The 22,540-nt window shown below is 62.1% G+C and carries 22 protein-coding genes; 16 read left to right on the top strand and 6 right to left on the bottom strand.

Annotated elements, in window-relative coordinates:
• The first annotated feature begins 6 nt into the window (after positions 1-6).
• Positions 7-330: a rhodanese-like domain-containing protein gene (locus U0004_RS27360; protein ID WP_034788759.1), complete on the top strand. Its 324-nt coding sequence runs from the start codon at positions 7-9 to the stop codon at positions 328-330.
• Between the two features lie 141 nt (positions 331-471).
• Complete coding sequence (locus U0004_RS27355; RefSeq protein WP_070254684.1) at positions 472-1,812, top strand: TolC family outer membrane protein; 1,341 nt, start codon at positions 472-474, stop codon at positions 1,810-1,812.
• A 75-nt stretch (positions 1,813-1,887) separates the two neighbouring features.
• Here U0004_RS27355 and U0004_RS27350 read toward each other — a convergent pair whose 3' ends face one another.
• Positions 1,888-2,388 carry a DMT family transporter gene (locus tag U0004_RS27350; protein WP_231958490.1) on the bottom strand — a complete coding sequence of 167 codons (501 nt, stop codon included), beginning with the start codon at positions 2,386-2,388 and terminating at the stop codon, positions 1,888-1,890.
• Between the two features lie 58 nt (positions 2,389-2,446).
• Here U0004_RS27350 and U0004_RS27345 point away from each other — a divergent pair, with 58 nt between their 5' ends.
• Complete coding sequence (locus U0004_RS27345; protein ID WP_070254682.1) at positions 2,447-3,352, top strand: LysR substrate-binding domain-containing protein; 906 nt, start codon at positions 2,447-2,449, stop codon at positions 3,350-3,352.
• A 4-nt stretch (positions 3,353-3,356) separates the two neighbouring features.
• Here U0004_RS27345 and gloA read toward each other — a convergent pair whose 3' ends face one another.
• The 3 genes from gloA to U0004_RS27330 form a co-directional block, all read right to left on the bottom strand.
• Positions 3,357-3,764 carry a lactoylglutathione lyase gene (gloA, locus tag U0004_RS27340; RefSeq protein ID WP_071653647.1) on the bottom strand — a complete coding sequence of 136 codons (408 nt, stop codon included), beginning with the start codon at positions 3,762-3,764 and terminating at the stop codon, positions 3,357-3,359.
• A gap of 112 nt (positions 3,765-3,876) precedes the next feature.
• A complete protein-coding gene (locus U0004_RS27335) occupies positions 3,877-4,299 on the bottom strand; it encodes an OsmC family protein (protein ID WP_070254681.1) in 423 nt (140 codons plus the stop codon).
• 106 nt (positions 4,300-4,405) lie between these two features.
• The gene (locus tag U0004_RS27330) at positions 4,406-4,672 is read right to left on the bottom strand and encodes a hypothetical protein (protein ID WP_034788743.1); all 267 of its coding nucleotides are present in this window, start codon (positions 4,670-4,672) and stop codon (positions 4,406-4,408) included.
• A 256-nt stretch (positions 4,673-4,928) separates the two neighbouring features.
• On the opposite strand from U0004_RS27330, the gene U0004_RS27325 reads away from it, so the two are divergent.
• The 7 genes from U0004_RS27325 (at position 4,929) to can (ending at position 14,006) form a co-directional block, all read left to right on the top strand.
• Positions 4,929-5,888 carry an NAD kinase gene (locus tag U0004_RS27325; protein ID WP_231958491.1) on the top strand — a complete coding sequence of 320 codons (960 nt, stop codon included), beginning with the start codon at positions 4,929-4,931 and terminating at the stop codon, positions 5,886-5,888.
• Positions 5,889-5,937: 49 nt separating this feature from the next.
• Positions 5,938-7,605: a DNA repair protein RecN gene (gene recN, locus U0004_RS27320; protein ID WP_070254680.1), complete on the top strand. Its 1,668-nt coding sequence runs from the start codon at positions 5,938-5,940 to the stop codon at positions 7,603-7,605.
• Positions 7,606-7,877: 272 nt separating this feature from the next.
• A complete protein-coding gene (gene hemH, locus U0004_RS27315; RefSeq protein ID WP_070254679.1) occupies positions 7,878-8,987 on the top strand; it encodes a ferrochelatase in 1,110 nt (369 codons plus the stop codon).
• A 344-nt stretch (positions 8,988-9,331) separates the two neighbouring features.
• Positions 9,332-9,868 carry a nucleotide exchange factor GrpE gene (gene grpE / locus U0004_RS27310; protein ID WP_034788734.1) on the top strand — a complete coding sequence of 179 codons (537 nt, stop codon included), beginning with the start codon at positions 9,332-9,334 and terminating at the stop codon, positions 9,866-9,868.
• 91 nt (positions 9,869-9,959) lie between these two features.
• A complete protein-coding gene (gene dnaK / locus U0004_RS27305; RefSeq protein ID WP_034745982.1) occupies positions 9,960-11,903 on the top strand; it encodes a molecular chaperone DnaK in 1,944 nt (647 codons plus the stop codon).
• Positions 11,904-12,064: 161 nt separating this feature from the next.
• A complete protein-coding gene (gene dnaJ / locus U0004_RS27300) occupies positions 12,065-13,198 on the top strand; it encodes a molecular chaperone DnaJ (protein ID WP_034745985.1) in 1,134 nt (377 codons plus the stop codon).
• Positions 13,199-13,334: 136 nt separating this feature from the next.
• Positions 13,335-14,006: a carbonate dehydratase gene (gene can / locus U0004_RS27295; RefSeq protein WP_034788731.1), complete on the top strand. Its 672-nt coding sequence runs from the start codon at positions 13,335-13,337 to the stop codon at positions 14,004-14,006.
• 15 nt (positions 14,007-14,021) lie between these two features.
• Here the strand turns inward: can and U0004_RS27290 are convergent, their stop codons facing one another.
• Entirely contained in the window at positions 14,022-14,507 is a 486-nt protein-coding gene (locus tag U0004_RS27290) for a tetratricopeptide repeat protein (protein ID WP_081345528.1), read from the bottom strand.
• A 211-nt stretch (positions 14,508-14,718) separates the two neighbouring features.
• Here U0004_RS27290 and U0004_RS27285 point away from each other — a divergent pair, with 211 nt between their 5' ends.
• The 4 genes from U0004_RS27285 to U0004_RS27270 are packed head-to-tail and all read left to right on the top strand — an operon-like array spanning position 14,719 to position 18,363.
• Positions 14,719-15,603, top strand: coding sequence for a TauD/TfdA dioxygenase family protein (locus U0004_RS27285; protein WP_070254678.1), 885 nt, complete (start codon positions 14,719-14,721; stop codon positions 15,601-15,603).
• A gap of 30 nt (positions 15,604-15,633) precedes the next feature.
• Entirely contained in the window at positions 15,634-16,647 is a 1,014-nt protein-coding gene (locus U0004_RS27280) for an ABC transporter substrate-binding protein (RefSeq protein WP_034788721.1), read from the top strand.
• Between the two features lies 1 nt (position 16,648).
• Entirely contained in the window at positions 16,649-17,494 is an 846-nt protein-coding gene (locus U0004_RS27275; RefSeq protein WP_070254677.1) for an ABC transporter ATP-binding protein, read from the top strand.
• Entirely contained in the window at positions 17,491-18,363 is an 873-nt protein-coding gene (locus tag U0004_RS27270) for an ABC transporter permease (protein WP_070254676.1), read from the top strand. Before U0004_RS27275 ends, U0004_RS27270 begins: the two co-directional genes overlap by 4 nt.
• Here the strand turns inward: U0004_RS27270 and U0004_RS27265 are convergent, their stop codons facing one another.
• Positions 18,364-19,257 carry an HTH-type transcriptional regulator ArgP gene (locus U0004_RS27265; protein ID WP_208672440.1) on the bottom strand — a complete coding sequence of 298 codons (894 nt, stop codon included), beginning with the start codon at positions 19,255-19,257 and terminating at the stop codon, positions 18,364-18,366.
• Between the two features lie 138 nt (positions 19,258-19,395).
• On the opposite strand from U0004_RS27265, the gene U0004_RS27260 reads away from it, so the two are divergent.
• Positions 19,396-21,825 carry a penicillin-binding protein 1A gene (locus U0004_RS27260; RefSeq protein WP_070254675.1) on the top strand — a complete coding sequence of 810 codons (2,430 nt, stop codon included), beginning with the start codon at positions 19,396-19,398 and terminating at the stop codon, positions 21,823-21,825.
• Between the two features lie 4 nt (positions 21,826-21,829).
• The gene (locus U0004_RS27255) at positions 21,830-22,453 is read left to right on the top strand and encodes a trimeric intracellular cation channel family protein (RefSeq protein ID WP_070254674.1); all 624 of its coding nucleotides are present in this window, start codon (positions 21,830-21,832) and stop codon (positions 22,451-22,453) included.
• Positions 22,454-22,540 lie beyond the last annotated feature (87 nt).

Genomic DNA, 22,540 nt, shown 5'->3' with positions numbered 1-22,540 from the left:
GATTCGATGGAGCATTTGAGTGCACCGCAGCTGGCCGCCTGGCTGGCTGACCCTTCCCGCCCGCGTCCGTTTTTGCTGGATGTGCGGGAACAGTGGGAGTTCGACCTGTGCCACCTCGACGGTGCCACCCTGATGCAGATGAACTCCATTCCTGCGCGCATCGATGACCTCGATGAAGACGCCGAGATCGTCTGCATCTGCCATCACGGCATGCGCAGCATGCAAGTGGCGGCCTTCCTGGAGCGCAATGGTTTTGGCAAGATCAGTAATTTGACGGGCGGCGTGCATGCCTGGGCGCTGCAAGTCGATAGCGCGATGCCTAAATACTAAGTTATTTTGCAGTAGATGCACCCAGGCATGTTTTCCTGCATGCCTGCGGAGGCCTGTACCCCGCTCACCCGGCGGGCGCAAGGCAAGCGGTAGCAGATTTTTGATTCCATCAACTTTTGACGACTCCAACGGAGAAATGCAATGCGGAAACCCCTTATCGCCGTGCTGATGACCAGCGCCTTTGTCTCGATGACATACTCGCTGCAAGCGCAGGCGGCCGATCTCATCCAGGTGTACCAGCAGGCGCTGGCCAATGACGCGCAGTATGCGAGCGCGCGGGCGGCCCTGTCGGCCGGGATGGAGCGGGTTCCGCAGGGGCTGGCAGGCTTGCTGCCGCAAATCTCCGCCTCGGGCAGCAATACACGCGGCAATCAGGAACAGATCGTCCAGAACAATGGCGGCAACAAGATCACTTCGCCATCCGTGAACGTGCGCACGAACAGCTACAACCTGACCCTGGCGCAGCCGCTGTTCCGCTGGGACCGCTGGGAAACCTATCAGCAAAGCAAGCTGGCGCAAGCGATTGCTGAAGCGCAATTTGCGCAAGTCCAGCAAGACCTGATCACCCGCGTGGCGCAGGCGTATTTCGACGTGCTGAGCGCGCAGGACAACCTGGGCGCCACGCAGGCGCAAAAGGTCGCCACGACGGAGCAGCTGGCATCGGCCAAGCGCAACTTCGAAGTCGGCACGCAAACGATTACCGACACGCACGAAGCGCAGGCGGCCTACGATCTGGTGGTGGCGCAGGAGTTTGCCGCCATCAATGACCTGGCCAACAAGCGCAGCGCCTTGCAAACCATCATCGGCGAGGCGCCAACGAATCTGGCGCCGATGCGTACGGGCGTGGTCATCAGCGCGCCGGAACCGGCTGCCGTCGAGCCGTGGGTATCATCCGCCGAAGAGCAGAACTATGGCGTCGTCACGGCCCAGTTCAACGTGGAATCGGCCAAGCGCGACATCGGCCGCAACCGCGCCGGCCACTACCCGACCCTGGACCTGATCGCCAACACGGGCCATAGCTACACTTCCGGTGGCGGCAATGGCAGCGGCAATAACAACAATGCCATCGGCGTGCAGTGGAGCATCCCGATCTTCAGCGGCTTTGCCGTCACCAGCAAGGTGCGGGAATCGATCGCGCTGGAAAACAAGGCCCGCAACGACCTGGAAACGGCACGCCGCACGGCATCGCAAGGCGCGCGCCAGGCTTTCCTCGGCGTTAATAGCGGCCTGGCGCAAGTCAAGGCGCTGGAAGCGGCGGAAGTGTCGAGCAAGTCGGCGCTGGAGTCGAACCAGCTCGGCTATCAAGTGGGCGTGCGCATCAATATCGACGTCTTGAATGCGCAGAAACAATTGTTCTCGACACAAAAAGACCTGTCGAAAGCCCGCTACGACACCATCATGAACGGCTTGCGCCTGAAGGCAGCAGCCGGCACCCTGAAGGAAACGGACTTGATGCCGGTGAATGCCTTGCTCGACAAGTAAGCGCGGTCTTGCTGTCAACTTCAAATAAAACCAGCACCGGCAGCGGCGCTGGTTTTTTTTCGTCTTGACGTGCTTTCACACGGTGCGGGTATTGGCGACTTGCGTCACGATCACGCCGGCCACCACCAGCCCCGCACCGGCCCAGTGCAGCGGCGAAATATGCATGACGGCAAAGCCCAGCAAGCCGTAGCGGTCGATGGCCAGCGCGGCCAGCATTTGCCCGCCGATGACGGCCGCCATGAAGGGGCCGGATCCCATGCGTGGCGCCAGCATCAGCGCGGCCGTAATATAGAACACGCCGGCCGCGCCGCCCAGCCAGGACCAGCCCGGCCCGCGCATGGCGAGGCTGACATCGGGCGCCGGCACCCGCCAGACCAGCATCACGAGCGAAGCGAGCACTGCGCTGACGGCCAGCGAGGCGAGGGTGGCCCACAGCGGGTGGCCCAGGTTGCGGCCCAGCGCGGCATTCGCGCCCGCCTGGAAGGGGACGACGGCGCCGGCCAGCATGGCCAGCGGGGCAAATACGGTAATCCATCCATGCATGTGCGACTCCCACAGTTGAGTTGATGGGGACATCGTATTATGCTGTGATGATTAAATCCAATTCGTAGTTTGTCACCAAACTATGCACCAAATGAATAATCTGCGCGCCGTCGATTTGAACTTGCTGGTGATCCTGGACGCGCTGCTGAGCGAGCGCCATTTGTCGCGCGCGGCCGAGCGCTTGCACATGAGCCAGCCTGCCGTCAGCCATGCGCTGGCCCGCTTGCGCCACTTGCTCGACGACCCGCTGCTGCTGCGCGGCAAGGGCGGCTTCCAGCCGACGGCGCGCGCGCTAGAGTTGGCGCGGCCGCTGGCCGAAGCGCTGCAAAGCGTGCGTTCCGTGCTGGGCGGCGCCGTCTTCGAGGCGGCCACGGCGCAGCGCATGTTTCGCCTGGCCATGTCGGATTACGGCGCGGCAATGATCTTGCCCCGCCTGTTGCGCCGTTTGCGCGTGGAAGCGCCCGGCATCGACCTGGCCATCAGCTATGCCAGCCGCCCGGCCGTGGTGGCCGGCGTGCAGGATGGCGAGATCGACCTGGCGCTCGGTGTGTTCCCGCAACTGCCCGAGCAGCTCCATAGAGAAACCTTATTCGAGGAAACGTTCGTGTGCGCGCTCGATCCGGCCAGCCTGGCGGCCGGTGAAATGCTGAGCCTGGAAACCTATCTGGCGCGCCCGCACGTGCTGGTGGCGTCCAGCGAAGGCGGCATGGCGGCCGAAGTCGACGCGGCCCTGGCCCAGCTGGGACAGACGCGCCGCATCGCCGTGCGTGTGCCGTACTGGACGGTCGCACCGGACGTCGTGATGGGGACGGACTTGATCCTGACGGTGGCGCGCCGCGCCTTGCAGGGCAGCGCGGCGCAAGGGCTGGCGCTGTACGCTGCGCCATTTGCCATCGCGCCGTTTGCGTTTGAAGTGATACGGCACCGCCGCACGGACGGCGATGCGGGCATCGCCTGGCTGCGCGCGGCCATTGCACAGGCCGCTGAGCCAGGCTGAGGTATTACAGGCCGCCGCCCTGGCCGTCGAACTTGCGCTCGATCAATTCGATCTTGTAGCCGTCCGGGTCGGTGATGAAGGCGATGACCGTGTTGCCACCTTTCACGTGGCCCGGTTCGCGCGTGACGTTGCCGCCATTTGCGCGTGCCGCGTCGCACGCGGCGACGATGTCGTCGGCCGAGATGGCGATGTGGCCGTAGGCCGTGCCCAGCTCATAGCTGGTGGTGCCATAGTTATACGTCAGTTCCAGTTCCGCGTGATCGGGATTCGAGCCATAGCCGACGAAGGCCAGCGTGTACTGGTATTCCGGATTGTCGCTGGTGCGCAGTAATGTCATGCCCAGGACCTTGGTGTAAAAATCGATGGAGCGCTGCAGGTCGCCGACCCGTAACATGGTGTGCAAAATACGCATCGTAAATCCTTGATGATGATAGGGGAATGGCAGGATTTTATGCGTTTTACGGCTTTCTTGCCGAGACCGCCCCTGCCGCCCGCCAGTACCGGGGCGGCGGACGGCAACATGCTTACTCCAGATGGGCGTCCAGCGTGATTTCCGTGGCCAGCAACTTGGACACGGGGCAGCCGAGCTTGGCGCGCAGGGCCGCATCCTGGAACGCTTCTTCCGTGGCGCCGGGAACGGTGGCCACCAGGGTCAGGTGCACGGCCGTGATGGCATAGCTGCCATCGATTTTTTCCAGGCTGACATCGGCCGTGGTTTTCAGGGCTGTGGCACGCAAGCCCGCTTCGCCCAGTTGGCCGGACAGGGCCATGGTGAAGCAGGCCGCATGGGCAGCGCCGATCAGTTCTTCCGGATTGCTGCCGGGACCGTCTTCAAAGCGCGTGTTGAAGCCATATGCCACATTGTCGAGCGCGCCGCTTTGGGTGGAAATAAACCCTTTGCCATCTTTAAGGCCGCCACTCCAGACGGCTGATCCTGTTTTTTTCATGATGTACTCCTTGCGTGGTTCGAGCGTCCATCATGCGCGCCAGGGCTTGGCGCTTCCGTTCGTTGCGTCACACAGGGGGCGCATGCGCGGCCCACGACAGTTCGACTCAGCGCGCCTTCTTTGGTTCCAGCTGCGCGTCGGGACGGGCCTGTTTCGGTTCGGCCGGCTTGACCTTTTCCACGCCGGGCTGGGCGCGCCGATCCGTATCGACCAGGCCCTGTTCCAGGTCGCTGGCCGCCTGTTGCATGATTTTGCGCGGGCGTGCGTTTTGCGCATCGGGGGACTCGTCGCGCTCGTGCGGCAGGCGGTCGACGCCGTCATTCTTGACCTTTTCATCGGTATTGATCTTGCGTTCGCTTGGTGGGGTATGCATATGGCCTCCTGGCAGTAAAGTGAAACCAGTGTCCCGCCGCGCCAGGCCGCCTGCAAGCGGATTTGTCCATGCTGGGAGCGCTGGCGCACGCATGGACGAATCTTTTTCTGCGCTACACTGCGTGCAACACCAAGAACGCCCCTTGCGGGCACACGGCAGCCGCACTATACTGTTCATATGTACAGTATCATGCGATGCCGGCGTGCGACGCGACAGCCTGGGGCGGTTTGCCACCGAATTTACTACCGAGACTCTTATGCCCGTCGATACACCCGCCGAACAGCCAGCCGCGCCCTCGCCAGCCCCGGGCGAACGCTTCAACCTGGGCGCCAAGACCATCGCCCTGGTCGTGCGCCAGAATACGGATGGCATTGCCGAGCCCGTGAAAAGCATCGTCGATTTCCTGCAAGTGCTGGGCCACACGGTGGTCTTTGAGGCGGAGACGGCCGCGCATCTGAATCTGGCGTTTCCCGGCGTGCGCGCCATGTCACCTGCCGAGATCGGCGCCGCCGCCGATTGCGCCATCGTCATGGGTGGCGACGGCACCATGCTGGGCATTGCGCGCCAGCTGGCGCCATTCGACGTACCCTTGATCGGCATCAATCAAGGACGTTTGGGTTTCATGACCGATATTCCGCTTGAGCGCATGCTGCCCGTGCTGGCGCAAATTCTCGGTGGCCGCTTCAAGGCCGAACGCCGTACCTTGCTTGAAGGCAGCGTGCTGCGCGACGGCGAGTCGATTCACGTGGGCATGGCCGTCAACGATGTCGTCGTCTCGCGCGGCGCCGGTGCCGGCATGGCCGAATTGCGCGTCGAGGTCGATGGCCACTTCATGTACAACCAGCGTTCGGATGGCTTGATCATTTCCACGCCCACGGGCTCGACCGCGTATTCGCTGTCGGCCGGCGGCCCATTGCTGCACCCGACCCTGGGCGGCATCGTGCTCGTGCCGATCGCCCCGCATGCGTTGTCGAACCGTCCCATCGTCCTGCCCGACTCCAGCCAGATCGTCGTGGAAATCGTGCGCGGGCGCGATATCAGCGTCAATTTCGACATGCAGACCTTTGCCAGCCTGGTGCAGCAAGACCGCATCCTCATCCGCCGTTCGCCGCATACGATTACCTTCCTGCATCCGGAAGGGTGGAGTTACTACAACACCCTGCGTGAAAAGTTGCACTGGAATGAGTACCCGTCGGGCGAGGGCAAGCTCAGCTAACTAGTTTTCTCTACGTCAACCCGCGGTGCGCCGCCTAACCACAGAAGCCATGCTCCATACACTGTCCATCCGCGATTTTGTCATTGTCGATACCATTGAACTGGAATTTTCCGCCGGCTTCAGCGTGCTGACGGGCGAGACGGGCGCCGGCAAGTCCATCCTCATCGATGCGCTGACCCTGGCGCTGGGCGGGCGCGGCGACGCCAGCGTGGTGCGCGAAGGTGCGGCCAAGGCCGACATCACGGCCGATTTCTCCGTCAGCGAAGTGGCGCAGGCCTGGCTGGTGGCGCATGAATTCGCCAACGACGATGGCGGCGCCCTGTTGCGCCGCGTGATCGACAATGCGGGCCGCTCGAAGGCGTATATCAACGGCATTCCCGCCACGGCCGCGCAGCTGCGCGAACTGGGCGACATGCTGGTCGATATCCACGGCCAGCACGCGCACCAGTCCCTGCTGAAAAGCGAAGCGCAGCGCGCCTTGCTTGATGGCCAGGCGACGGCGCGCGAAGCGGGCGCGGAACAGGATGCGCGGCAAGTGGCGGCCCTGCACAAGCGCTGGCGCGCCCTCGTGCGCCAGCGCGAAGAATTCGAAACCAACGCCGCCAACGTGCTGTACGAGCGCGAACGCCTCGAATGGCAAGTGGGAGAACTGGAAAAGCTGGCCGCCAAGCCCGGTGAATGGACGGACATCACGAACGAGCACAGCCGCCTGTCGCATGCGGCCAGCCTGCTGGAAGGGGCGCAGGAAGCCCTGTCGACTATTTCCGAGTCGGAAGACCACCCGATCGTGTCGCAACTGTCGGCCCTGAACCAGAAGCTGGGCAAGCTCGTCTCCGTCGACGCGGAATTGCAGCCGATCGTCGACCTGATCGAATCGTCGCGCATCCAGTTGCAGGAATCCGTGTACGCGCTGAACAATTACCTGGACCGGGTCGAACTGGACCCGGAGCGCCTGCACCAGCTCGACGCGCGCATGGAAGCCATGCACAGCACGGCCCGCAAATTCCGCGTCACGCCCGAAGAATTACCCGAGGAACACGCGAAGCTGTCGGAAAAGCTGCAGCACCTGGCCGACGCTTCCGACATCGAAGGCTTGCTGCGCCAGGAAGCGAAGATCGAAGCCGAGTACCGCGGCGTTGCCGAGCGCTTGTCCGACACGCGCCGCGCCGCCGCCCTGGAACTGGGGCACGCCGTCACGCGTGCCATGCAGGAACTGAGCATGACGGGCGGCAGCTTTGAAATCGCCCTGCACCCGTGCGAGCCGGCCGCCCACGGGCTCGAGCAGGTCGAGTTTCTCGTCGCCGGTCATGCGGGCACGGCGCCCCGCTCGCTGGCGAAAGTCGCGTCCGGCGGCGAACTGGCGCGCATCGCGCTGGCCATCTCCGTCATCACCTCGCACGCCACCACCACGCCGACCCTGATCTTCGACGAGGTCGACAGCGGCATCGGCGGCGCCGTCGCCGAAGTCGTGGGACGGCTGTTGAAACGCCTGGGGCAGGGACGGCAAGTGCTGTGCGTGACCCACTTGCCGCAAGTGGCCAGCCAGGCGAATCAGCATTTCCAGGTGGCAAAAAGCACCCTGGACAATGGCAAGACGGCATCGCGCATCGACATGCTCGACGCCAAGGCCAGGGTGGAGGAAGTGGCGCGCATGCTGGGTGGCCTGGAAATCACGGCCACCACGCGCAAGCATGCACGCGAGTTGCTGGCTATCTAGTACACCTAACCAAACCTACTGCGCGTCGTGGGGCGCGGCCTGCGATGCTCGCTGCCTCGGCGGCCCCATGCTTCGCACAGCTCCGCTTCTCGGGCCAACGGGGGCGCCGAGCCTCGCTGCCGTTCGCTACGGTTTTGTTAGGCGTTGTGAGCGTAAACCGGTCTGGCGAGAATGGCAGTTAGCCTTATGCCGTTCCTTTCCATCTTTCCCGATGTTGACGCAATGTAACTATAATGGTCAGCTAATCCATCCAACGCCTTCGAAGAGCCTTCATGTCATTTCAAACAGAACCTCCGTACACGCATGGCAGTATCGACCGCAGCGCCGTGGTGCTGGTCAACCTGGGCACGCCCGATGCGCCGACGTCGTCGGCCGTGCGGCGCTACCTGAAGCAATTTTTGTCGGATCCGCGCGTGGTGGAGATTCCCCGCATCGTCTGGTGGTTCATCTTGAACCTGATCATTTTGCCCTTCCGTTCCGGCCAGTCGGCCAAGAAATACGCGTCGATCTGGACGCGCGAAGGTTCGCCCCTGAAAGTGCACACGCAAAAGCAAGCCAAGTTGCTGGCCGGCGCCCTGGCCGAGCGGGGTCACGATGGCGTGACGGTGGCCATGGCCATGCGCTACGGTTCGCCTTCCTTGCCCGAGGTGCTGGCCAGGCTGAAAAGCGAAGGCTGCGAGCGCATCGCCATCCTGCCTGCCTATCCGCAATACTCGGGTACGACGACGGGTTCCATCTACGACGCCGTGTTTGCCCATTACGCCAACGTGCGCAATGTGCCAGAATTGCGCTTTATCAAGCAGTATCACGAGCACGACACGTATATCGACGCCTTGCGCGACTCCGTGCTGAACCACTGGGAAGCGCATGGTCGTCCGGAAAAACTGGTGATGAGTTTTCATGGCGTGCCCAAGCGCACCCTGCTGCTGGGCGATCCCTACCACTGCCAATGCCTGAAAACGGCGCGCCTGCTGGCGGAAAAGTTAAAATTAAGTAAAGAGCAATACGTGGTGACTTTCCAGTCGCGCTTTGGCAAAGCCGAATGGCTGCAGCCGTACACGGCGCCCACCCTCGTGGCGCTGGCGCAACAGGGCGTCAAGCGCGTCGACCTGCTGTGTCCCGGCTTTACCAGCGATTGCCTGGAAACGCTGGAAGAGATCGCCATGGAAGCCAAGCATGATTTTGAAACGGCCGGCGGCCAGCAGTTTCATTACATCGCTTGCTTGAACGAAACACCCGCCTGGATCGCAGGCATGGCGGAAATTGCGGAACAGCACATGATTGGCTGGCCGACGATGAAGACGGTACCGCAGCGTGAAGCGGACAAGAAAGCGGGCGAGCAGGCGCGCACGGCGGCACTGGCGCTGGGCGCGACCAACTGACAACTGCATTTTTCGTCATCTAAAAGCCGCGCTTGCGCGGCTTTGTCATGTCTGGCGCAGCCAAGGGGTTTTCCAAATAGCAACACCGCCAGTGGCGATGGCCGCGGCGGGGCTGGTAGAATGCCCGCTTTGCCATGGGAAGCCTGGAAAATCAAGGGGGCGCGCGCACGGATCGCTGGCCGAAATGGGTAGCGTTTTGTAATAAGCTGTAACATGGATCGCTGTAATCCTGGTTTTGCCACGGATACCCCTTGAAACAATAGGATATAGCCCCATCTGCCCGTTAGTGTTGTAAAGATAGTTAGACTAACTCATTTAAGTCATTGATTGTAGGAGCTTTTCAGATGCAAGATCAGGAAAACCAAGCTGTACCTAATCCGCAAGCGGACGCCGCGGCGACTGCCCCATCGACTCCCGCAGAGCCTACTTTGGAAGAGCAGCTGGCGAGTACCGAAGCGCGTCTTGCAGAGATGCACGATGCCTTCATGCGCGCCAAGGCCGATGGTGAAAATATCCGCCGCCGCGCGCAGGAAGATGTTGCTAAAGCGCATAAATTCGCAGTGGAAAGCTTTGCCGAAGCCATGGTGCCGGTGAAAGACAGCCTGGAAACGGCGCTGACGGTGGAAGCACCGACCATCGAATCGCTGAAAGAAGGCGTCGAGATGACCCTGAAGCAACTGAACGCCGCGTTCGAGCGCAACCGCCTGGTGGAAGTGTTGCCAGTGCAGGGCGAGAAGCTCGATCCGATGAAACACCAGGCTGTTGCCGTGGTGCCAGCAGAGCAGGAAGCCAATACCATCGTGTCAGTCCTGCAAAAGGGCTATATGATTGCGGACCGCCTGCTGCGTCCAGCCATTGTCACGACCGCGCAAGCAAAATAATCAGAGGGCGGCATCAAGCAAGCCTTGAAACCATGCCGCTTTGCCACATATAAGAACCATCTGAAATCTAGCAAATAAAAGGAAATAAATCATGGGTAGAATTATCGGTATCGATCTGGGAACCACGAATTCCTGCGTTTCCATCATGGAAAACGGTCAACCAAAGGTAATCGAAAACGCTGAAGGCGCACGCACGACGCCGTCGATTATTGCTTATCAAGAAGATGGCGAAATTCTCGTCGGCGCGCCAGCGAAACGCCAGGCCGTGACCAATCCGAAAAACACGCTGTACGCAGTCAAGCGTCTGATCGGTCGCAAGTTCGACGAAAAAGAAGTTCAAAAAGACATCGCGCTGATGCCGTACCAGATCATGAAAGCCGACAACGGCGATGCATGGATCGGCGTACGCGACAAAAAACTGGCGCCGCCGCAAATTTCGGCTGAAGTGCTGCGCAAGATGAAGAAAACGGCAGAAGACTACCTCGGTGAAGAAGTCACCGAAGCCGTCATCACCGTGCCTGCGTACTTCAACGATTCGCAGCGTCAAGCCACCAAGGATGCCGGCCGTATCGCTGGCCTGGACGTCAAGCGCATCATCAACGAGCCAACCGCGGCAGCGCTGGCGTTCGGCCTGGACAAGACTGAAAAAGGCGACCGTAAAATCGCCGTGTATGACTTGGGTGGCGGTACGTTCGACGTGTCGATCATCGAAATCGCAGATGTTGATGGCGAGAAACAATTTGAAGTGCTGTCGACCAACGGCGACACCTTCCTGGGCGGCGAAGACTTCGACCAGCGCGTCATCGATTACATCATCGACGAGTTCAAGAAGATCAACGGCATCGACCTGAAAAAAGATCCGATCGCCCTGCAGCGCATCAAGGCTTCGGCCGAGCGCGCGAAGATCGAATTGTCGTCGTCGCAGCAAACCGAGATCAACGAGCCGTACATCGCCATGGCGAACGGCGCACCGGTCCACTTGAACCTGAAGATGACCCGCGCCAAGCTGGAATCGCTGGTGGAAGAGCTGATCACGGCCACGATGGAACCATGCCGCATCGCTATCAAAGATGCTGGTGTGAAAGTGTCGGACATCGATGACATCATCCTGGTCGGCGGTATGACGCGTATGCCGAAGGTGCAGGAAAAAGTGAAGGAATTCTTCGGCAAGGATCCACGCAAGGACGTGAACCCGGACGAAGCCGTCGCCGTGGGCGCAGCGATTCAAGGTTCGGTCCTGTCGGGCGAACGCAAGGACTTGCTGTTGCTGGACGTTACTCCTCTGTCCCTGGGTATCGAAACCCTGGGCGGCGTGATGACCAAGATGATCCACAAAAACACGACGATTCCGACCAAGTTCAGCCAGGTCTTCTCGACGGCCGACGACAACCAGCCTGCGGTGACCATCAAGGTCTTCCAAGGTGAGCGTGAAATCGCCGCCGGCAACAAGGGCCTGGGCGAATTCAATCTGGAAGGCATCCCGCCAGCATCGCGCGGCACGCCACAGATCGAAGTGACCTTCGACATCGACGCCAACGGCATCTTGCATGTCGGCGCGAAAGACAAGGCCACCGGCAAGGAAAACAAGATCACGATCAAGGCCAATTCCGGCTTGACCGAGGCTGAAATCCAGAAGATGGTGAAAGACGCCGAGTTGAACGCGGAAGAAGACAAGAAGGTCAAAGAATTGGCCGAGTCGCGCAACCAGGCCGATGCTCTGGTACACTCGACCCGGAAATCCTTGACCGAATACGGCGACAAGCTGGATGCGGGCGAGAAAGAGAAGATCGAAGCGGCGATCACCGACCTGGAAGCAAGCATCAAGGCGGGCGACAAGGCTGAGATCGACGCCAAGGTGGAAGCACTGTCGAGCGCATCGCAGAAACTGGGCGAAAAAATGTATGCCGACATGCAAGCGCAGCAAGCTGCCGGCGGCGCGGAAGGTGCACAGCAAGCTGCTGGCGCATCGGACGCAGGCGCCAAGCAAGACGACGTTGTTGACGCTGACTTCAAAGAAGTCAAAGACAGCAAGTAATTGTCTTGCGCTCCCATGAACTGGGGGCAGCCGGGCTGAACGCTACATCGCGGGATTAGCCGCGAAGACCGGCCGAGCCGAGTCGTTGCCCAGTGCAGCACTCGACTCGGCTTTTTCGTGTAATTTTTACATCAGTAGATAGACTGCAAGGTGCCGACAACATGGCAAAGCGTGATTTTTACGAGACACTCGGTGTCGCAAAAAATGCTTCGGAAGAAGAGATCAAAAAGTCTTACCGTAAACTGGCGATGAAATACCATCCGGACCGCAATCCGGATAGCAAGGAATCGGAAGAAAAGTTTAAGGAAGTCAAAGAAGCCTACGAGATGCTGACCAATCCGGAAAAGCGCGATGCGTATGACCGCTATGGTCACGCTGGCGTGGACCCGAACATGGGCGGCGGTGGCGGCTTCGGCGGCGGTGCTGGCGGCTTTGCCGACAGCTTCGGCGATATCTTCGGCGACATCTTTGGCGGTGGCGGTGGACGCAGCCGCAATGCGGGGCCACAGGTGTACCGTGGCGCCGACTTGCGCTACAACCTGGAAATTACACTGGAGCAAGCTGCTCACGGCTTCGACACGACCATCCGCGTGCCGAGCTGGGACAAGTGCGACACTTGCCACGGCAGCGGCGCCAAGCCGGGCACCTCGCCAACCACCTGCGGTACCTGCGGTGGCCACGGCCAGGTGCGCATGCAGCAAGGTTTCTTCAGCATCCAGCAAACCTGCCCGAAATGCCATGGCAGCGGCAAGGTCATCACTGACCCGTGCACGCCATGCGGCGGCGCCGGTCGCATCAAGCGCAACAAAACCCTGGAAGTGAAAATTCCAGTCGGTATCGACAACGGCATGCGTATCCGTTCGTCCGGCAACGGCGAACCGGGCACGAATGGCGGCCCGTCGGGCGACCTGTATGTGGAAATCCACATCAAGCCGCATGCCGTGTTCCAGCGCGAAGGCGACGACCTGCATTGCGAGATGCCGATCTCGTTCACCAAGGCGGCACTGGGCGGCGAAATCGAAGTGCCTACCCTGAACGGCAAAGTGTCGTTCACGATCCCGGAAGGCACCCAGTCGGGCAAGACCTTCCGCCTGAAAGGCAAGGGTATCAAGGGCGTGCGCTCCGGTTACGCGGGCGACCTGTTCTGCCACGTGGCCATCGAAACGCCGGTGAAACTGACGGAAAAACAGAAAGACCTGCTGCGCGACTTTGAAAAGTCGACGACCGAGGGCGGTGCCAAGCACAGTCCGCAAAGCAAGACCTGGAAAGACAAGGTCAAGGATTTTTTTGAGTAAGCACACGTAATACCATGCGCCGGGATGCTCACACATCCCGGCGTTTTTTTCACCACGACTGAGAAATGTGCGCGCATCGCCGGCCTATGGGCGCGATCTGCCGCCAATTCAGTCGTATGCACACAATGGGAGCGATATGACCGAACAGAAAAATGGCCCGGCCCTGGCGGAACTGCTGCAGCGTAACCGCCGCTGGGCCGACTCGATGGTGGCGAAAGACCCGAACTTCTTCAAGAACCTGGAAGCGCAAACGTCGCCTGAATACCTGTGGATCGGCTGTTCCGACAGCCGCGTGCCCGCCAACGAACTGCTGGGCATGGCGCCTGGCGACGTGTTTGTGCACCGTAATATCGCCAATGTGGTCGTGCATTCCGACCTCAATTGCCTGTCCGTCCTGCAATTTGCCGTGGACGTGCTGAAAGTCAAACATATCATCATCGTCGGCCATTACGGCTGCAAGGGCGTGCATGCGGCCATGACGGGCACGCGCATCGGCCTGGTCGACAACTGGCTGCGCCACGTCCAGGACGTGGGCCAGAAACACGAGCGCTACCTGGGCGACGTGCTGACGAGCCGCCAGCGTGGCGACCGCCTGTGCGAGCTGAACGTGGTCGAACAAGTCTTGAACGTGTGCCAGACCACCGTCGTGCAAGATGCGTGGGAACGGGGCCAGGAACTCAGCGTCCATGGCTGGGTCTATGGCTTGAAGGATGGCTTGCTGAACGACCTGGAAGTGACCGTCACGGCCGGCCACGAGCTGGCGCCGCGCATGGCGACCCGCCTGGCCCGCTACGAAGCAATAGCGTAAGCAAGCAGCGTGGCGCTAAGGTGCCGCGCCTTCCAGGCGGCCCAGGTAGTCGGCCGCCTCCCGCACGCCCTCCTGCGCCGCCTGGCGCAGCCAGGTTCTGGCCTGGGGAATGTCCTGCGGCGTGCCCCGGCCTTCGGCCAGCGCCACGCCATAGTGGTAGCGCGCCAGCCGCGCATAGGCGGCGTCATCATTCGTATGCGCGCCGCGCCGCATCAGCGCCGTCGCCTGCGCCAGGTCCTTAGTCACGCCGATGCCCGTTTCATACAACTGGGCCAGCCAAATCATCGAGTACACATCGTTCCAGCGCCGGATGCAATCTTCGAAGATGGCGACGGCGGCCGCATGGTCGCCCGTCTTGTCGGCCGCATAGCCGTACAAACACTTGATGCGCTTGTTGCTGTGGACATAGGCTTTGTAGCTGAGATCACTTTCACCCTGGCTATCCTGGGCGTGGATGGAAGCAGGGAACAGCAAGGCGAGCAGCAGGGCGACGATGGGCATGGCTTTCCTGGACGATGGTTAAAGCTTGGTAGATAAGCAAGTTGCGTGCTAGCGCCATTTCCGGGCAAAGCCGGTGCTGCTGTGCCATTGCGTGACAGCCTGTGTTGCAAGCTGGTGCAACGCGCCGCGCATATCCATATAGTAAATGCTTCGTTTGCAAGCAAGGCTGGCCGGCATACAGTGGACTTCCCCTGACTCTAGTCGAGTTCCCATGTCGGCCGTCCTGAAACCCGTGCAGTCCACCAGCCACTTCCGTATCGAGACTTTCGATGCGCCCTTGGGCGCGCAAGTGCTGGGGCTGGACCTGGCGCAGCCGCTGTCGCTGGGCGATTTTCAGCGCCTGCACCATGCCCATCTCGACCATCACGTGCTGGTGTTCCGCGACCAGCGCATCACGCCGCAGCAGCAAGTCGATTTCAGCCGCCGCTTCGGCCCCTTGCAAATCCACGTGCTGCGCCAGTTCCAGCTGCCCACGCAAGCGGAAGTGCTGATCATCTCGAACATCGTCGAAAACGGCCAGCCCATCGGCCTGGGCGACGCGGGCCATTTCTGGCATTCCGACTTGTCGTACAAGGAAGTGCCCAGCCTCGGCTCCATGCTGCATGCGCAAGAGTTGCCGGACGAGGGCGGCGATACCGTGTTTGCGAACATGCACCTGGCCTGGGAAAGCTTGCCGGCCGCGCTGCGTCACGCCGTGCGCGGCGCCCGTGCCGAGCACAGCTACCTGAGCCAGTATGAAGAATTGCGCCGCCGCAACCCATGGCGCCCCGCCCTGACGCAGGCGCAGATCGATGAAGTCAAACCCGTGACGCACCCCGTCGTGCGCGTGCATCCGGAAACGGGACGGCGCGCCCTGTTCGTCAGCGAACACTTCACCACGCGCATCGTCGGCTTGCCCGACGACGAAAGCCGCGCCCTGCTCGACGAACTGTTTGCCCACAGCGTGCGCCCGGAGCACCTGTATGTGCACCGCTGGCAGCCGCACGACCTGGTGTTCTGGGACAACCGTTCGCTGATGCACCTGGCGACGGGCTGTCCGCCCGACCAGCGCCGCAAGCTCTACCGCACTACCATCGAAGGCGATGCGCCGTACTGATTTTTGACCGTAGTTGACCAAGGAGTGTCCATGTTGCCGATCTTTACCTTTTCCCGCCGCCTGCTCGCCACCATCGCCCTGCTGTGCATGGCCATGCCCATGGCCCGGGCCGAAGGTCAGATCCGCATCGCGGGCCAGCACGGCATCACCTTCTTGCTGCTCAATATTGCGCAGGAACAAAAGCTGATCGAAAAGCATGGCAAGCAGCAGGGCGTCGATGTGAAAGTCGAGTGGATCACCCTGTCTGGCGGCCCGGCCATCAATGATGCTTTGTTGTCGGGCAATATCGATATCGCGGGGGCTGGGCTGGGTCCGCTGTTGACCATCTGGGACCGGACGAAAGGCCGGCAGAACGTGCGCGGCGTGGCTTCGCTCGGCAATTTCCCCTACTACTTGGTCAGCAATAATCCCAAGGTGAAAACGCTGGCGGACTTGACGGACAAGGACCGCATCGCCTTGCCGGCCGTGTCAGTCTCCGTGCAGGCGCGTATCTTGCAGATGGCGGTGGCAAAGCAGTGGGGCGACAAGGAATTCGCCCGCCTCGATAAAATCACGCAAACCCTGCCGCACCCGGATGCGGCCGCCGCCATCATCGCCGGCGGCACGGAGCTGACCGGCCACTTCGGCAATTCACCGTTCCAGGAGCAGGAACTGGCGCAGAACCCGAACGCCCACATCATCCTGAACTCGTATGACGTGCAGGGCGGACCCAGCTCGTCGACCCTGCTGTATGCGACGGAAAAGTACCGCAAGGACAATCCCAAGACTTACCGCGCCTTCATCGCCGCGCTGGCGGAAGCGGCGCAGTATGCGAGCAGCAACCCGCAAGGCGCGGCCGACATCTACATCAAGGTGAATAAAAGCAAAGTGGACCGCAATCTGCTGCTGAAAATCTTTGCCAACCCGCAAGTGCAATTCAAGATCGCGCCGCAAAACACCTATGGCCTGGCGCAATTCCTGCACCGCGTGAGCGCCATCCGCAACCTGCCCGACAGCTGGCGCGATTACTTTTTTGACGACCCCGCCATCACGCAGGGAGGCTGATGTGAACGCGCCCGCTTTTCATCTGGTACGTCCTCCGGTCACCTTGCAGCCCTTGCTCAGTGTCAAGCATGTCAGCCTGGAATACCGCACCGAGCAGCGCACCGTGCGCGCCACGCATGACGTCAGTTTTGACGTGTTCCGCGGCGACCGTTTCGTGCTGCTGGGGCCATCCGGCTGCGGCAAGTCGTCACTGCTGAAAGCCGTGGCCGGCTTCATCGCGCCGCGCGCGGGCAGCATCGCCATGCAGGGCCAGCCCATCCATAAGCCGGGGCCGGACCGCGTCGTCGTGTTCCAGGAATTTGACCAATTGCCGCCATGGAAAACGGTGCTGGAAAACGTCATGTTCCCCTTGCTGGCCAGCAAGCGCCTGGATAAGGTGGCGGCCCGCGAGCGCGCCCATCACTGGATCGCCAAGGTGGGCCTGGCCGGCTTTGAAGATGCCCATCCGCACACCTTGTCGGGCGGCATGAAGCAGCGCGTGGCCATCGCCCGTGCCCTGGCCATGCAGCCGGAAGTACTGCTGATGGACGAGCCGTTTGCCGCCCTCGATGCCTTGACCCGGCGCAAGATGCAGGAAGAGTTGAGCCGCCTCTGGGAAGAGCTGCGCTTTACCCTCGTGTTCGTTACGCATTCGATCGAGGAAGCCTTGGTCGTGGGCAACCGCATCCTGCTGCTGTCGCCGCATCCGGGCAGGGTGCGCGCCGAACTCAACAGTCATCAATTCGGTCTCCACAGCGCCGGCAGCGCGGAATTCCAGGCCGCCAGCACCCGCATCCACGGTTTGCTGTTCGATGAGGAAGTGGTTCCTGTCCCGCAAGCAGTTACTGCGCAGCGGGAGGCCGTATGAGCGCGCTGCTGGAGCCGCCCATCCGCCAGGAGTTCGTGTATGCGGCGCCGCCGCCGGCCGGCGTCACGGTCGAGCAACCGCTGTCGCGCTGGCAGCGTGTGAGCCAGCACGCGCTGTGGCGCAAGGCCTTGATTTTGCTCAGCCTGGCCCTGTTGTGGGAAGGCGCGGCGCGCTGGACGCAGAACGATTTATTGCTGCCCAGCTTTCTGCAGACGGCGCAGGCGTTTATCGGCGGCATCGCTAGCGGTGAATTGCTCACGCGCACAGCCGCATCCCTCGTCGTCTTGCTGCAAGGCTATGCCGTGGGCGTGCTGGCCGCTTTCGTGCTGACCTTGCTGGCCGTGTCCAGCCGCATCGGGCGCGACGTGCTGGAAACCCTGACGGCCATGTTGAATCCCTTGCCGGCCATCGCCCTGCTGCCGCTGGCCCTGCTGTGGTTCGGCCTGGGCCGCGCCAGCCTGATCTTTGTCATCGTCCATTCCGTGATGTGGCCGCTGGCCCTGAACACGTATGCGGGCTTCCAGGGCGTGCCTGAGACCCTGCGCATGGCGGGCCGCAATTATGGCTTGAACGGCTTGCGCCTGGTGCTGCACATCCTCGTGCCGGGCGCCTTGCCGTCCATCGTCTCGGGGCTGAAGATAGGCTGGGCGTTTGCCTGGCGCACCCTGATCGCGGCCGAGTTGGTGTTCGGCACCACCTCGGGACAAGGTGGCCTGGGCTGGTACATCTTCCAGAACCGCAACGAGCTGTACACGGACAAGGTGTTCGCCGGCCTGGCAGCTGTCATCGTCATCGGCTTGCTGGTGGAAAACATCGGCTTTCGCACTTTGGAGCGCGTCACCTTGAAACGCTGGGGCATGCAACGATAGCTATTTCAGCATGCTGCGCGCCGCCGCGATGATTTGCCGCGACAGTTGCTCCATGCGCGGCGACTGCACTTTCCACGTGTGCCAGTACAGGGCCACGTCGGCCGGGGTCTTGGGCGTGAGCATTTCCACCAGCTCGCCATCCGTGTTCGCCTTCAATAACAGCTCGGGGACCATGCCGTAGCCGAGGCCATAGCGGATGGCGTTGAAGTGCGAGGTGGCGCCCGGCACGTAATGGCAGGGGTAAGCCCCTTCGGGCAACCCCAGCGCTTCTTGCAGGAACGACGATTGCAAGGTGTCCTTGCGCGTGTAGGCGACGACGGGCGCCGTGCGCGCCGCCTTGCGCGTCAGGCCGTGCGCGAACCACTGCTGGCGAAACGCGGGCGTGGCCACCAGCCAGTAGCGCATCACGCCCAGCGGCTCGGCCGTGCAGCCGCGCATGGGTTTGGCTTCCGTGCTGATGCAGCCGATCGCCATGCCCGTCTCCAGCAAGGTGTACGTGTGGTCCTGGTCTTCCACGGTCAGGTCCAGCAGCACGCGCTCGCGTATCAGCACCTCGGACAGGGCGGGGAAGAACCAGGTGCCCATCGAATCCGCATTCAGCGCCAGCACCAGGGTCAGCGGGGCATCCTGCTGCACCGCCAGTTCCGCCTGCAAGTCGGCTTCCAGCAGCTTGGCGCGCTTCAGATACTGCATCAGGCGTTGGCCCATGCGCGTGGCGCGCGCGGGACGGCTGCGCACGATCAAGGCATTGCCCAGCTGGCTTTCCAGCGCCCGCACCCTTTGCGAAATGGCGGGCGACGTCAGATGCAGCCGCAGCGCCGCCTGCTCGAAGCTGCCCGTTTCGACGACGGCGCGAAACGCTTCCGTGTGCTTGGGATTGAGATCCATGGTCACTGCCTTGCATAAGAAAAATTTATCAATACTAAATAATACTTACTTTTGATAAGGATGGGTGTGTTGCAGTGCACAATACCTCTTTGATGGAGTGCCACGCGCCAGCGTGCGGCCTCCTGGCAGCAAGGGAATACCACCATGGAAGCACAAGCGAACGGCAGCACCCCCCGCAAGCCCCAGTCGAAGCTGACGCGCAATCTGAAATTCGGCCTGGGATTGGCCCTGGGCCTGGGCATGGCCGCCACCCTGGCGGGCGGCTGGTGGCTGCGCCAGGCGTGGCAGGATTTGCCCGCCGTCGAGCACCTGGCGCAGTACAAGCCCGCCCTGCCGCTGCGCATTTTCTCCAGCGAAGGCGAGCTGCTGGCCGAGTACGGTGAAGAGCGCCGTGAATTCCTGCCGTTGAAAGACATCCCGCTGCGCATGCGCCAGGCCTTGCTGGCCATCGAGGATGCGCGTTTCTACGAGCATGGCGCCGTCGATTTCTATGGTCTGACGCGCGCCACGCTCGCCAACGTCGTCACGGGCCACCACGCGCAGGGCGCCAGCACCATCACCATGCAGGTGGCGCGCGACTTCTTCCTGTCGCGTGAAAAAACCGTGCAGCGCAAGCTGACGGAGATGCTGCTGGCCTACAAGCTGGAACAGCACTACGGCAAGGACAAGCTGCTGGAACTGTATATGAACCAGATTTACCTGGGCGAGCGCTCCTATGGCTTTTCCGCCGCTTCGAATATCTATTTCGACAAGCCTCTGGCCGACGTGAGCATCGCGGAAGCGGCCATGCTGGCCGGCTTGCCGAAGGCGCCATCGGCCTACAACCCCGTCGCCAATCCGCAGCGCGCCACCGTGCGCCAGCACTACATCCTGCAGCGCATGCGCGAACTCGGTTACATCACGCCGGCCGAATACGATGCGGCGGTGGCGGAAAAACTGGCCCTGAACAAGGACCGCAACAGCTCCGTGCACGCGGCCGCGTATGCGGTCGAGGAAGCGCGTCAGCTGATCCTGCAAAGTTATCCCGAAGGCGCCTACAGCATGGGCCTGGACGTAACGACCACCATCCGCATGGTGCCGCAGCGGACGGCCGACAAGTCGCTGCGCGACGGGCTATTGAATGCGCAGGCGCGGCGCGGCTACCGTGGCCCGGAAGCGCGCCTGGCCGCTTCCGAAGACAGCGTGGCGCGCCAGCTGGCACCTTATCCGGACAGCGGAGAATTGCGCGCCGCCCTCGTGCGCAAGGTCGAGACCACCGGCAAGCGCCAGGTGACGGCGCAGCTGCGCAATGGCGACGAGATCGTGCTGGCGGCATCGGATGCGCGCCTGGGCGGCAAGCTGCAATGGGATGGCAAGCGCGCCATCGTCGAGGGCAGCGTGATCCGCGTGATGCACGACGCGGCAAAGAAGCGCTGGCTGGTGAGCCAGTTGCCCGAGATGGAAGGCGCGCTCATTTCCGTCGAGGCGCACAGCGGCGAAATCGTCGCCATGGCGGGCGGCTTCGATTTTTACCGCAACCACTACAACCACGCCATGCAAGCCTACCGCCAGCCCGGTTCCAGCTTCAAGCCTTTCGTGTATTCGGCGGCGCTGGAAAAGGGATATTTCCCCGGCACGGCCGTGGACGATACGCAGCGCTTGCTGCTGCCGCAGGAAACGGGCGCGCGGCCCTGGCGTCCGCGCAATTACGGCAACAACTATGAAGGCTTCATCAGCGTGCGGCGCGGCCTCGTGCGCTCGAAAAACCTCGTCGCCGTCAGCCTGATGCAGGCGGCCGGCCCCGGCTACGTGCAGCACTACGCCACGCGCTTCGGTTTCGAGGGCGCGCGCAATCCCGTCTCCCTGCCGCTGGCGCTGGGCGCGGGCGCCGTCACGCCGCTGCAGCTGGCGCAGTCGTATGCCGTCTTCGCCAATGGCGGCGTGCAGATGCCGCCGAAATTGATCAAGGAAGTGCGCAGCCGCAGCGGCGAAGTGCTGTTCAGCGATGCGGCGCCACGCGCCAAGGGCGAGCCGGCGCCGGGCACGCAAGTGATCTCCACGCGCAACGCCTACGTCATGGACAGCATGCTGCGCGACGTCGTCAAGAGCGGCACGGGACGCGGCGCGCTGGCGCTGGGACGCGGCGACGCGGCCGGCAAGACGGGCACGTCGAACAACGCGTATGACGCCTGGTTCGCCGGCTATTCCTCGGGCCTGGTTTCCGTCGTCTGGCTCGGCTACGACCAGCCGAAAAGCCTGGGCAACGCCACCGGGGGGACTTTGGCGCTGCCCGTCTGGCGCGACTACATGCAGGTGGCCGTGCAGGGCCGCCGCGAGCAGGTGCTGGCGGAACCGCCTGGCCTGTCCCTGCTCGATGGCGATTACGTGTATGCGGAATACCTGGCCGGCGACTGCCTGAAGGATAGCCATGCCTTTATCCACAGCAGCGTCAGCTGCGGCAGTGGCAGCCTGGGCGCCGATACGCGCCTGGCCAACGGCGAAGAGCGCGGCACCAGCGGCACGGGCCACGAAGCGCGCACCCTGAGCGAAGCGCGCGAACGCGAACAAATTCTCAAATCATTTTCGGAAGAGTAAGAGCATGTTGTTATATACGATTTACCTGGTGGCGATTGTTGCCGAAGCGATGTCCGGCGCCATCATGGGCATGCGGCGCGGCATGGATCTGTTCGGCATCTGCATGATCGGCACCGTCACGGCGCTCGGTGGCGGCACCGTGCGCGACGTGCTGCTGGGGCACTATCCGCTGGGCTGGATCGCGCATCCCGAATACCTGTTGTTTACCATCGGCGCGGCTGTCGTCACGGCCTTTGTCGCGCGCTACCTGCACCACCTGCGTGCCATCTTCCTGCTGGTCGACGGACTGGGCCTGGTGGCGTTTTGCGTGATCGGCTGCGACATCGCCATGTCGGCCAAGATGCACCCGGCCATCGTCGTGCTGGCAGGGATGATCACTGGCGTCTTCGGCGGCCTGCTGCGCGATATCCTGTGCAACCAGATCCCCCTCGTGCTGCAGCGCGAAGTGTATGCCACCGTGGCCCTGTTCACGGGCAGCCTGTACGTGGGCCTGCTGTACTTCAAGGTCGACAGCTCCGTGGCGCAGCTGGCGTCCATCGGCGCCGGTTTCCTGTTCCGCTTCCTGGCCTTGCACTTCGAATGGCGCTTGCCGAATTTCAACGGCGACCGCATACGCGGTTTCGAGTAACGGCAGCGGCGTGAATATTTTCACGCGCGTTTAACCCCTTTTTCTCCGTCGCTGCGTTTCATGTTGGACACCCCAGCCAACCGGAGA

Source organism: Janthinobacterium lividum, assembly GCF_034424625.1.
In the GTDB taxonomy this organism is placed as follows: domain Bacteria; phylum Pseudomonadota; class Gammaproteobacteria; order Burkholderiales; family Burkholderiaceae_D; genus Janthinobacterium; species Janthinobacterium lividum.
This window is presented reverse-complemented; position numbering and strand designations above follow the sequence as displayed.

What these genes read in the sequence shown, in the direction of transcription:
- dnaK (WP_034745982.1), top strand. Translation starts at nt 9,960, where the DNA reads ATGGGTAGAATTATCGGTATCGATCTGGGAACCACGAATTCCTGCGTT.
- U0004_RS27260 (WP_070254675.1), top strand. Translation starts at nt 19,396, where the DNA reads ATGGAAGCACAAGCGAACGGCAGCACCCCCCGCAAGCCCCAGTCGAAG.
- U0004_RS27285 (WP_070254678.1), top strand. Translation starts at nt 14,719, where the DNA reads ATGTCGGCCGTCCTGAAACCCGTGCAGTCCACCAGCCACTTCCGTATC.
- can (WP_034788731.1), top strand. Translation starts at nt 13,335, where the DNA reads ATGACCGAACAGAAAAATGGCCCGGCCCTGGCGGAACTGCTGCAGCGT.
- U0004_RS27325 (WP_231958491.1), top strand. Translation starts at nt 4,929, where the DNA reads ATGCCCGTCGATACACCCGCCGAACAGCCAGCCGCGCCCTCGCCAGCC.
- U0004_RS27345 (WP_070254682.1), top strand. Translation starts at nt 2,447, where the DNA reads ATGAATAATCTGCGCGCCGTCGATTTGAACTTGCTGGTGATCCTGGAC.
- U0004_RS27280 (WP_034788721.1), top strand. Translation starts at nt 15,634, where the DNA reads ATGTTGCCGATCTTTACCTTTTCCCGCCGCCTGCTCGCCACCATCGCC.
- U0004_RS27335 (WP_070254681.1), bottom strand. Translation starts at nt 4,299, where the DNA reads ATGAAAAAAACAGGATCAGCCGTCTGGAGTGGCGGCCTTAAAGATGGC.
- gloA (WP_071653647.1), bottom strand. Translation starts at nt 3,764, where the DNA reads ATGCGTATTTTGCACACCATGTTACGGGTCGGCGACCTGCAGCGCTCC.
- U0004_RS27290 (WP_081345528.1), bottom strand. Translation starts at nt 14,507, where the DNA reads ATGCCCATCGTCGCCCTGCTGCTCGCCTTGCTGTTCCCTGCTTCCATC.
- U0004_RS27350 (WP_231958490.1), bottom strand. Translation starts at nt 2,388, where the DNA reads ATGTCCCCATCAACTCAACTGTGGGAGTCGCACATGCATGGATGGATT.
- U0004_RS27355 (WP_070254684.1), top strand. Translation starts at nt 472, where the DNA reads ATGCGGAAACCCCTTATCGCCGTGCTGATGACCAGCGCCTTTGTCTCG.
- hemH (WP_070254679.1), top strand. Translation starts at nt 7,878, where the DNA reads ATGTCATTTCAAACAGAACCTCCGTACACGCATGGCAGTATCGACCGC.
- U0004_RS27270 (WP_070254676.1), top strand. Translation starts at nt 17,491, where the DNA reads ATGAGCGCGCTGCTGGAGCCGCCCATCCGCCAGGAGTTCGTGTATGCG.
- U0004_RS27255 (WP_070254674.1), top strand. Translation starts at nt 21,830, where the DNA reads ATGTTGTTATATACGATTTACCTGGTGGCGATTGTTGCCGAAGCGATG.
- U0004_RS27330 (WP_034788743.1), bottom strand. Translation starts at nt 4,672, where the DNA reads ATGCATACCCCACCAAGCGAACGCAAGATCAATACCGATGAAAAGGTC.
- U0004_RS27360 (WP_034788759.1), top strand. Translation starts at nt 7, where the DNA reads ATGGAGCATTTGAGTGCACCGCAGCTGGCCGCCTGGCTGGCTGACCCT.
- dnaJ (WP_034745985.1), top strand. Translation starts at nt 12,065, where the DNA reads ATGGCAAAGCGTGATTTTTACGAGACACTCGGTGTCGCAAAAAATGCT.
- recN (WP_070254680.1), top strand. Translation starts at nt 5,938, where the DNA reads ATGCTCCATACACTGTCCATCCGCGATTTTGTCATTGTCGATACCATT.
- grpE (WP_034788734.1), top strand. Translation starts at nt 9,332, where the DNA reads ATGCAAGATCAGGAAAACCAAGCTGTACCTAATCCGCAAGCGGACGCC.